The sequence below is a fragment of the Bradyrhizobium sp. genome, assembly GCF_035309285.1.
Lineage (GTDB): Bacteria > Pseudomonadota > Alphaproteobacteria > Rhizobiales > Xanthobacteraceae > Bradyrhizobium.
In genome coordinates, this window is record NZ_DATGFH010000134.1 from 69,594 (window position 1) to 78,310 (window position 8,717).

The 8,717-nt window shown below is 64.1% G+C and carries 11 protein-coding genes; 9 read left to right on the plus strand and 2 right to left on the minus strand.

The window, feature by feature from the left end:
• Positions 1-3: 3 nt before the first annotated feature.
• The 4 genes from VKR55_RS25370 to VKR55_RS25385 are packed head-to-tail and all read left to right on the plus strand — an operon-like array spanning position 4 to position 4,181.
• Positions 4-666 (plus strand): hydrogenase-4 component E, encoded by a 663-nt coding sequence (locus VKR55_RS25370; protein WP_324407671.1) that lies wholly within the window; start codon positions 4-6, stop codon positions 664-666.
• Positions 666-2,117: a hydrogenase 4 subunit F gene (locus tag VKR55_RS25375; RefSeq protein WP_324407672.1), complete on the plus strand. Its 1,452-nt coding sequence runs from the start codon at positions 666-668 to the stop codon at positions 2,115-2,117. Before VKR55_RS25370 ends, VKR55_RS25375 begins: the two co-directional genes overlap by 1 nt.
• A complete protein-coding gene (locus tag VKR55_RS25380; protein WP_414642447.1) occupies positions 2,114-3,634 on the plus strand; it encodes a hydrogenase large subunit in 1,521 nt (506 codons plus the stop codon). Before VKR55_RS25375 ends, VKR55_RS25380 begins: the two co-directional genes overlap by 4 nt.
• Before the next feature lies 1 nt (position 3,635).
• A complete protein-coding gene (locus VKR55_RS25385; RefSeq protein ID WP_324407675.1) occupies positions 3,636-4,181 on the plus strand; it encodes an NADH-quinone oxidoreductase subunit B family protein in 546 nt (181 codons plus the stop codon).
• A gap of 82 nt (positions 4,182-4,263) precedes the next feature.
• Here VKR55_RS25385 and VKR55_RS25390 read toward each other — a convergent pair whose 3' ends face one another.
• Positions 4,264-4,482, minus strand: a complete 219-nt coding sequence (locus VKR55_RS25390; RefSeq protein ID WP_324407677.1) for a hypothetical protein — start codon at positions 4,480-4,482, stop codon at positions 4,264-4,266.
• Positions 4,483-4,815: 333 nt separating this feature from the next.
• Here VKR55_RS25390 and VKR55_RS25395 point away from each other — a divergent pair, with 333 nt between their 5' ends.
• The gene (locus VKR55_RS25395) at positions 4,816-5,160 is read left to right on the plus strand and encodes a YciI family protein (RefSeq protein ID WP_324407679.1); all 345 of its coding nucleotides are present in this window, start codon (positions 4,816-4,818) and stop codon (positions 5,158-5,160) included.
• On the plus strand, positions 5,157-6,380 hold the full coding sequence (locus tag VKR55_RS25400; protein WP_324407680.1) for an RNA polymerase sigma factor: 1,224 nt from the start codon (positions 5,157-5,159) through the stop codon (positions 6,378-6,380). Before VKR55_RS25395 ends, VKR55_RS25400 begins: the two co-directional genes overlap by 4 nt.
• 22 nt (positions 6,381-6,402) lie before the next feature.
• Here VKR55_RS25400 and VKR55_RS25405 read toward each other — a convergent pair whose 3' ends face one another.
• On the minus strand, positions 6,403-6,834 hold the full coding sequence (locus tag VKR55_RS25405; RefSeq protein ID WP_324407682.1) for a MerR family transcriptional regulator: 432 nt from the start codon (positions 6,832-6,834) through the stop codon (positions 6,403-6,405).
• A 50-nt stretch (positions 6,835-6,884) separates the two neighbouring features.
• Here VKR55_RS25405 and VKR55_RS25410 point away from each other — a divergent pair, with 50 nt between their 5' ends.
• The 3 genes from VKR55_RS25410 to merB all read left to right on the plus strand — a co-directional run.
• Positions 6,885-7,271 carry a mercuric transporter MerT family protein gene (locus VKR55_RS25410; protein WP_324407684.1) on the plus strand — a complete coding sequence of 129 codons (387 nt, stop codon included), beginning with the start codon at positions 6,885-6,887 and terminating at the stop codon, positions 7,269-7,271.
• Between the two features lie 13 nt (positions 7,272-7,284).
• Positions 7,285-7,569 (plus strand): mercury resistance system periplasmic binding protein MerP, encoded by a 285-nt coding sequence (gene merP / locus VKR55_RS25415; protein ID WP_324407685.1) that lies wholly within the window; start codon positions 7,285-7,287, stop codon positions 7,567-7,569.
• Between the two features lie 42 nt (positions 7,570-7,611).
• Positions 7,612-8,717 (plus strand): organomercurial lyase (merB, locus tag VKR55_RS25420; RefSeq protein ID WP_324407686.1); only part of this gene is annotated, 1,106 nt, incomplete at its 3' end.

Sequence of the window (8,717 nt, forward strand, 5' to 3'; positions counted from 1 at the left end):
GCGATGACGCATGGACTGACATTCGACGTCGCGCACCTCCTGGCCGGCGGCCTGGTGCTGGTCAGCTTCCTGATGATCACGCAGCACCGGCTTTACGCGCTGCTCAACGCGTTCGCGCTGCAGGCGGTGCTGCTGGCAATGTCGGTCGCCTGGCAGGCCAACGTCCAGCACGCGCCGCACCTCTACGTCACCGCCATGATCGCGCTGGTTTTCAAGGCGATCGTCGTGCCGGTCGGCCTGCATCGCATCATCCAGCGGCTCGGCATTCATCGCGAGATCGAAACCGTGATCGGTTCCGGAACGACCATGCTGGCCGGCATGGGACTTGTCGCGCTCTCCATGACGGTGATGCTGAAAGTCACCCCGACCGCCGACCCGCTCGCGCGCGAGGACCTCGCCTTCGCGCTCTCGGTCGTGCTGCTCGGCCTGCTGATGATGGTGAGCCGGCGCAACGCCGTCAGCCAGGTGGTCGGCTTCATGTCGCTGGAGAACGGGCTGGTGCTCGCCGGCACCGGCGCGCGCGGCATGCCGCTGGTGGTCGAGATCAGCGTCGCCTTCTCGATCCTGATCGCCTTCTTCGTCATCGGTGTGTTCCTGTTCCGGATCCGGGAGCGCTTCGACACCGTCGATGTGCAGGCGCTCGATCGCTTTCGTGGAGAGCGCTGATGACCTTCTCTGCCGACGACGGCGTCATCCTCGTACTCGTCATCCCGGTCATCGCAGCCGCGGTGCTCGCCCTGCTGCCCGGCTACAGGCTTTCCGCGCGGCTCAACATGCTGGCGTCCGGATTGACCTTCGTGGCGTCGCTTTCGCTGTTCTTCGCCGATCACAGCCGGCCCGGACATTATCTGTTCATCGATGACCTCAATGTCGCGTTCATCGTGCTCAACACCTTTGTCGGCTTCACCACCAGCGTGTTCTCGGCAAGCTATATCGGGCACGAGCTCGAGACCGGACGGCTGACGCCGGCCTACCTGCGTTTCTACCACGCCATGTACCAGGTCATGATGGGCGGGATGAATCTGGCGCTGACAGCCAACAATATCGGGTTGATGTGGGTCGGCATCGAGCTTGCGACGCTGACGACCGTGCTGATGGTCGGCATCTACCGCACCCACGAAGCGCTGGAAGCCGCCTGGAAATACTTCATTCTCGGCAGCGTCGGCATCGGGCTCGCGCTGTTCGGCACCATCCTGGTCTACATGGCAGCGCATCCGGTCGTCGGCGAAGGCATCAACGGCATGGTGTGGACGGTTCTGGTCGCACAGGCCAGCCATTTCGACCCGGCGCTGATCAATGTCGCCTTCATCTTCCTCCTGCTCGGCTACGGCACCAAGGTCGGGCTGGCGCCGCTCCATGCCTGGCTGCCGGATGCACATGCGGAAGGTCCGACGCCGATCTCCGCGGTGCTGTCCGGTCTCCTGCTCAACGTCGCACTCTACGCGGTGCTCCGTTTCAAGATCGTGCTGGCGGCAAATCCGGGTGCGGTGGCTCCCGGTCCGCTGATGGTGACGCTCGGACTGGTCTCGCTCGTGTTCGCCGCCTTCATGCTCTATCGGCGGCGCGACATCAAACGCCTGTTCGCCTATTCCTCGATCGAGCATATGGGCATCATCACCTTTGCCTTCGGGATGGGTGGCCCGGTCGCGAATTTCGGCGGCCTGTTGCATATGGCGATGCACAGCCTGACCAAATCGGGAATCTTCTTCGCCGTCGGCCACGTCGCGCAGATCAAGGGCACGCAGAAGGTCGCTGACATCCGCGGCCTGACGGTGACTCATCCAAGACTCGGCTGGTGCCTGGTGATCGGCGTTGTGGCGATTGCCGGGCTGCCGCCGTTCGGAGTTTTCATGAGCGAGTTTCTGGTGGTCAGCTCGACGTTTGCGCGCGAGCCGCTACTCGCAGCGCCTCTCGTGCTCGGAATCCTGCTGGCGCTCGGCGCGTTGTTCTACCATCTCAATGGCCTCGCCTTCGGCGACCCGACCGGAAGCGATGCGCCGTCGGACGCCTCCTACGCGCCGATGATCGTGCATTTTGGTCTCGTGCTTATTGCCGGCATATTCCTGCCGCCCGTATTGGTCGCGTGGTTCCGGCATGTCGCGGAGATCCTGGGATGACGGCCATGGACCTCGACGAGCTCCTTCATTACGGCACCGCCGCACCGCGCCACCGCCCCTGGCCGCGCGCAACCGTCACCACCTCGATCTGGAACGAGGCCATCGCCGGACTTGCCGAAGGCGCGTGGCAATTGCTGGGGCTTTGGGGGGAGCCCGCCTGCATCCACATGGCGCTGCTTGAGGAGGCGAAGGGCACGATCGGCGTTATCACGCTCGATTGCCCGGAGCGGCGTTACCCCTCGGTAGGATTGCATCATGTCCCCGCGCTTCGCCTTGAACGCGCGATATGCGATCTCTACGGCCTGGAGGCTGAAGGTACGCTCGACCCAAGGCCCTGGCTTGACCATGGCAACTGGGACGTGCGCTATCCGCTGGCCGCAAGACCAGAGCCGGCAGCGACCCGGAAGAACTATATGTTCCTTCCCGTCGAGGGAGCGGGTGTGCACCAGGTCCCCGTCGGCCCCGTCCATGCCGGCATCATCGAGCCCGGCCATTTTCGCATCACGGCTAACGGTGAGACAGTGGTGCGGCTGGAGACCCGGTTTGGCTACGTTCACAAGGGCATCGAGGGCCTGATGGCAGGCGCCACGCTGGCGAGCGGCGCACGCTTCGCCGCGCGTACCTCGGGCGACAGCACGGTTGCCTACGGACTGGCGTTCGCCCGCGCCGTGGAGGCTGCGCTTGGTGTGGAAGCTCCGGCGCGTGCAGCCTGGCTGCGTGCCCTGATGGCCGAGATCGAGCGTCTTGCCAATCATCTCGGGGACTTCGGCGCCATCTGCAATGACGCCTCCTTCGCGCTGATGCTGGCCCATTGCGGCGTCCTGCGCGAAAAAGTGCTGCGTGTCGCGCACAAGGCTTTCGGTCACCGCCTGATGCGCGACCAGATCGAGCCGGGCGGCGTAACGAGGGACATCGACAATGAGGGCATCGCAGCCATCCGCGCGTTGGTGAGCGATATAAGGGCGCGCTTTCCCGCGCTCGTCGAACTCTACGACAACACCGCCTCGCTGCAGGATCGGACCGTGACCACCGGTACGGTGAAGGCGGACCTCGTGCGCCAATTTGCCGCCGGCGGCTTCGTCGGCCGCGCCGGCAGCCGCGCGTTCGACGCGCGCAGGAACCTTGCCTATCCGCCGTACGAAAGGCTCGACTTTGAAGTCCCCGTGCTCGAGGCCGGCGACGTCAACGCGCGGGTGTGGATCCGCATTCGCGAAATCGAACAAAGTCTTGCGCTCGTCACCCAGTTGCTGGACGGGATGCCGCAGGGCGAGGTGCGGATCGATCTGCCCGTTGCCGGCGCGGCTTGCGAGGGGATGACCCTGGTGGAAGGCTTTCGCGGCGACATCCTGGTCTGGCTGAGGCTGAACGAGGACAACAGCATCGCGCGTTGTCACTTTCGCGATCCCTCGCAATTCCAGTGGCCACTCGTCGAAGCGGCGATCGAAGACAACATCGTTGCCGACTTCCCGCTCTGCAACAAGTCGTTCAACTGCTCCTACTCGGGACACGATCTCTGACATGAGAAAGCTGCTGTTCCAGAGCCTGATCCAAAGGCCGCTGACCGAAGCGGCGCCGGCGGCCAGTGACAAGGCGCTTGCAGAGGTCGGCGCGGCGCTGACGCGAGCGGCGCGGCGGCGCCTCGGTCGATCGCTGTCGATCCGCGAGGTCGACGCCGGCTCCTGCAACGGATGCGAGCTGGAGATCCACGCGCTCAACAACGCCTATTATGACCTCGAGCGCTTCGGCCTGCGTTTTGTCGCTTCGCCGCGCCATGCCGATGTGCTGCTGGTGACCGGCCCGGTGACCAAGAACATGCGCACGGCGCTGGAGCGGACCTATAACGCCACGCCGAATCCGAAATGGGTCGTCGCCGTCGGCGATTGCGCCCGTGACGGCGGCTGCTTTGCCGGTAGCTACGCGGTGGTGGGCGGCGTCTCGCAGGTGGTGCCGGTCGACCTGCATGTCCCGGGCTGCCCGCCCCCGCCGCTCGAGATTCTTCGCGGGCTACTGGCGCTGCTCGAAGGCGTGGCGACCATGGCCACAAGCTCGGCACCAAAGCAGTAACGCTGTTCTTCGGCCGGCCGCGAGAGACATCGTAGCTGATCCGTCGCGCGGGGTGCCGCGTTGGTCACCTTGGGTGGTGAATTCAGGTCGGTTCGACCGGTAGGTTTTCTGAATCCTGCTTGAGCTGGATTTCAACGGTCGCCTTTGATCTAGCCTGGAGGCGGTAAAATTGAAGATCTTGCTGAAGATACGGACAACGGAACGTGACCGCAGCGTGATCCGGCCAACGGCAAAGTTCACCGATCAGGTCGCCAACGGTCATGATCGCAGGATCTGCAGCTCGAGCCAGGGTCTTGGTCATCGCGCGTACTCCTACTCCTCGCATCTGGTAGACCACTGCTCAACTCGCATTTAGTTCCTTTTCGCCTAGCAGCAACCGAAGGTATTTTCGTCCGCAAGAGGCTGTTCACAATTGCGGTCTCGGCAGCCGCGCCGGCGCCCCCGATCCTGCTCATAACGAGATCGCGCCCATCATTCCGCTTCCAAACGAGCATCGCATTGAACCCAATGGAATTTTTGTCCGGCATGTTTCGACGCAAAAATTTTTGTCTCCGCTGTCGTTTTTGAAATGATGGCCGCGTCTAGGGGGCGATACGCGCAAAAGCGTAGCAACCACAAACCAGGGGAAGACAACATGAAGTACGGACTGTTCATCTACGAGAACGAGGCTTTCTATGGGGCTGAGAAAGCCGGACCGAAGATCGAGGAGCTCGTCGGCAAGCACATGCAGTTTGCTCAGCGATTGGGAGCAAAACGGATTGGCGGTGCCGGGCTCAAGAGCACTGCGGTCGCCACGACGGTTCGGACCGCGGCCAATCGCAAAACGGTTCACGATGGTCCTTTCGCCGAAGCCAGGGAGCAACTCGGCGGCTTCTATCTGATCGACGTTGCCGATCTTGATGAAGCGATCGAGATCGCGAAACAGATCCCGGTCTTGCAGGACGGCGCGATCGAAATCCGGCCGCTGCTTGGCCAATGAATGGGCCTGCCCTCGAACGGGTGTTTCGGTCGGCGAGCGGGCGCATCATTGCGGTCCTCGCCGCCCGCTTCCGTGATCTTGCGCTCGCGGAGGACGCATTCTCGGAAAGCTGTCTTCGGGCCGCGCGAGTGTGGCCGGCCCGAGGCGTACCGGATGATCCAGCCGCGTGGCTCTACCGCGTCGCCCAACGGATCGTGCTCGATTCGATGCGTCGTGACCGCAAGCATGACGGGTCCGCCACGGAGGAAATCAGCTCCGACCCCGGCCCGGAAGAAATCATGATGGACGATGCACGGGTTGTTCCGGACGAGCGGTTGCGCCTGATCTTTATCTGTTGCCATCCCTCGGTCGCGATCGAAGCGCGCGCTGCGCTGACGCTAAGGCTGGTTTGCGGCTTGTCCGTCACGGAGATCGCGCGCGCCTTCCTCATTCAGGAGGCAACGCTTGCGCAGCGCCTTCTGCGCGCCAAGCGGAAGATCGCGGATGCGGGCGTGCCGTTCGAGCTGCCCGCTCCCGACTCCTGGCCGGAAAGGCTGGATGCGGTGCTGTCGACCCTGGAAATTGCCTATGCCAAGGCCCATGAGGATGCGGCCGGCAGTGGCCCCCATGCCGGCTTTGCTTCGGAGGTTCTCCATCTCACCAAGCTTCTTGCTCACCTTGTGCCAAATGATGGAGCCGTGGCGGCTCTGGCGGCCCAGGTTCGCTACGCCGAAGCACGCCGCCCGGCGCGGGTGAGCGCGGAGGGATGGATCATCCCCTTGTCGGAGCAAGACCCCAAGCTCTGGCGGCGCGACCTCATCGAAGAAGCCAATCGCCTGCTTGCCGACGCCATCAGGATGTCCCCGTCGGACCATCGGACGCTGCAAGGACAGTTGCAGCAGGTCTGGTGTAGCAGACAGTCGCTGCAGGACGCTGCTCCCTGGCCTGAGGTGTTGAGGCTGTACGACCGGCTTCTTCTCACGCGCGACGATCCGATCGTGCGCATCAACCGCGCGGTGGCGCTGGCGGAAATCGAGGGAGCTGATGCCGCTCTGGTCGAGTTGTCGCACCTCGATACGTCCGCGCTGGAGCAATTTCTGCCCTATCATGCCGTTCGCGCGGACCTGTTGGCGCGGAGCGGACGACGCGCAGAAGCCGCCGATGCCTACGCCAGGGCTCTGGCGCTTGATCCGCCAGCAGCCGAGCGGCAATGGCTGGAACGAAAGGCCGCCGGGTTGTGAGAGCGCGATCGCGGCGACGACGCTAGCTCGAGCGTTGAATGTCGAGAATGTCCAGCACCGGACAATCGGGCGCCGTCCGGCCGGAACATTTGGCGACTGTGCTGGCCAGCAGGCGTTCGAGCTTTTTCAAGTCGCTGAGCTTGGCCCGGATGTCTTCGAGATGATGCGCTGCGATCTCGCGGACCTCACGGCACGTCGCCTTGGCCGGGCCGCCGAGCCGCAGCAGCGCGCGGATCTCTTCAAGCGAAAACCCAAGCTCGCGAGACCGGCGTATGAAGACCAGCGTGCGAAGGTGGGTTGAATCATAGATGCGTCGCCCGCTGCCGGATCGCGGTGGCGGCGGCAGCATCCTGATCCGCTCGTAGTAGCGGATGGTCTCGATATTGACGCCGCTCAGCCGCGACAATTGGCCGATGGGCAGGTCTTCCGGTCGCGAAGCCGTGATCGATGACATGACGCGTTATCCTTGATTCTGTAGTAGCTACAGGATGCATCGTCCTGGGCATGACGATCAAGCTGCACGAAGGATCTAGGGAAATTCCGCCGGGACAAGCGCTCGTGGCCGCTGGCGGGATTATTGGCGCGCTTGCGGCCTCGTCCTGCTGCATCCTGCCGCTCGTCCTCTTCAGCCTCGGCATCAGCGGGGCCTGGATCGGGCGCTTCACCAGCCTTGCCCCGTACCAGCCATACTTCATCACGGCCACAATCGGATTTCTGGCTAGCGGATATTGGCTGGTGTACCGGTCGCGCAAGCTCGCTTGCGCCGACGGCGCTGCTTGCGCGCGACCGCTTCCGAACCTGTTGGTGAAAGCCGGGCTCATAGTCGCAACCGCACTTGTCCTTGCGGCATTGGGCCTCGATCTCGTCGCGCCGCTGCTTTTCGGTTCATAAACGGAGACCTCCCATGTCCAGACTCCTCGCCTGCGCCATCCTCGGCCTCGGAACGATGGTCTCGTCCGCCGCTATGGCCGGCGAGCGAAACGTGACATTGGCCGTCAGCAACATGTATTGCGCGGCGTGCCCTCACACGGTCAAGGCAAGCCTTGAAGCGGTGTCGGGCGTGAGCAAGGTCGTGGTGTCGTCCAAGGACAAGACCGCCATCGTGACATACGACGACGCGAGAACCGACGTGAAGGCGCTGACGGAGGCCACGACCAACGCAGGCTATCCGTCCACGCCGAAGACCTGAGCAACGTCGGCTGCGCGCCGTCGTTCGAGCGAGGCGAAAATCATGAACGATTGCTGCACACCCTCCGCATCTCCGTTTCCAGCACGTCCGAGCTTTGCCGTGCGGCCCGGCGTCACGTTTCCGGACTGGTCGATTGTCACATCGTCGGCCGTTCAGGACGCGCTGTCGGCGATGGTCGGCTCTGACCACGTGCTCAATCGCTGGAGCGGATATGAACCTGTCACCGACCGCGTGCGTGTCGCGTTGCTCCAGCTTTACGCCGACGTCGGACGCGCGCCGACCATCGCCGCGCTTGCGGAACGTTCCGGCTTGAGCGAGCCAGCCCTCCGGCCTGTGCTCGAAGAGCTCCGCCGTCGCGACCTGCTTGTGCTTGATGGCGGGCGGATCACCGGCGCGTATCCGTTCACCGACCGCGACACGGGTCATCGCGTCACGCTCGGTCAAACCCAAGTTAAAACCCAAGTCAGCGCGATGTGCGCCGTCGACGCGCTCGGCATCGGCGCCATGACCGGTCGCGACATCGCAATCGCGTCGCGCTGCCGCCATTGCGGCGCACCGATCCGCATCGCCACGCGGGACCGAGGCAGGGCGTTGGCCGACGTCGAGCCCGCGGCCGCCGTCATGTGGCAAAGCGTCCGCTACGAAGGCGCATGCGCAGCGGACTCGCTGTGCGCGACGACCGTCTTCTTCTGCTCTGACGATCATCTTGCGGCATGGCGTCGCGAGCGTTCGGCGAACGACGTGGGATTTCGGCTGTCGATCGAGGAAGGCCTGGAAGCTGGGCGGGCTCTGTTCGGGCCGAGTCTGGCCGGCCTCGATGCGACGCCGCAACGACCGGCCGAACAAGTCTCCCGGAGCGCCGCGGTCACGAAGCGCACGCACCGTCGCAATGGCGGCGCCCATGATCTCGTCGTGATCGGCGCAGGCTCCGCCGGCTTTTCGGCCGCGATCACGGCCGCCGATCAAGGCGCACAGGTGGCGCTGATCGGCAGCGGCACGATCGGCGGCACCTGCGTCAATGTCGGATGCGTGCCGTCGAAGACCCTGATCCGCGCGGCGGAGACGCTCCACAATGCACGCGCGGCTGCGCGCTTCGCCGGCATCGCGGCCGAGGCTGAATTGACCGACTGGCGCGCGACCGTCCACCA

Excerpts from the sequence above, each read along its gene's own strand:
- VKR55_RS25370 (WP_324407671.1), top strand. The coding sequence starts at position 4 with ATGACGCATGGACTGACATTCGACGTCGCGCACCTCCTGGCCGGCGGC.
- VKR55_RS25390 (WP_324407677.1), bottom strand. The coding sequence starts at position 4,482 with ATGACCAAGACCCTGGCTCGAGCTGCAGATCCTGCGATCATGACCGTT.
- merP (WP_324407685.1), top strand. The coding sequence starts at position 7,285 with ATGTCCAGACTCCTCGCCTGCGCCATCCTCGGCCTCGGAACGATGGTC.
- VKR55_RS25380 (WP_414642447.1), top strand. The coding sequence starts at position 2,114 with ATGACGGCCATGGACCTCGACGAGCTCCTTCATTACGGCACCGCCGCA.
- VKR55_RS25405 (WP_324407682.1), bottom strand. The coding sequence starts at position 6,834 with ATGTCATCGATCACGGCTTCGCGACCGGAAGACCTGCCCATCGGCCAA.
- VKR55_RS25410 (WP_324407684.1), top strand. The coding sequence starts at position 6,885 with ATGACGATCAAGCTGCACGAAGGATCTAGGGAAATTCCGCCGGGACAA.
- VKR55_RS25375 (WP_324407672.1), top strand. The coding sequence starts at position 666 with ATGACCTTCTCTGCCGACGACGGCGTCATCCTCGTACTCGTCATCCCG.
- VKR55_RS25385 (WP_324407675.1), top strand. The coding sequence starts at position 3,636 with ATGAGAAAGCTGCTGTTCCAGAGCCTGATCCAAAGGCCGCTGACCGAA.
- VKR55_RS25395 (WP_324407679.1), top strand. The coding sequence starts at position 4,816 with ATGAAGTACGGACTGTTCATCTACGAGAACGAGGCTTTCTATGGGGCT.
- VKR55_RS25400 (WP_324407680.1), top strand. The coding sequence starts at position 5,157 with ATGAATGGGCCTGCCCTCGAACGGGTGTTTCGGTCGGCGAGCGGGCGC.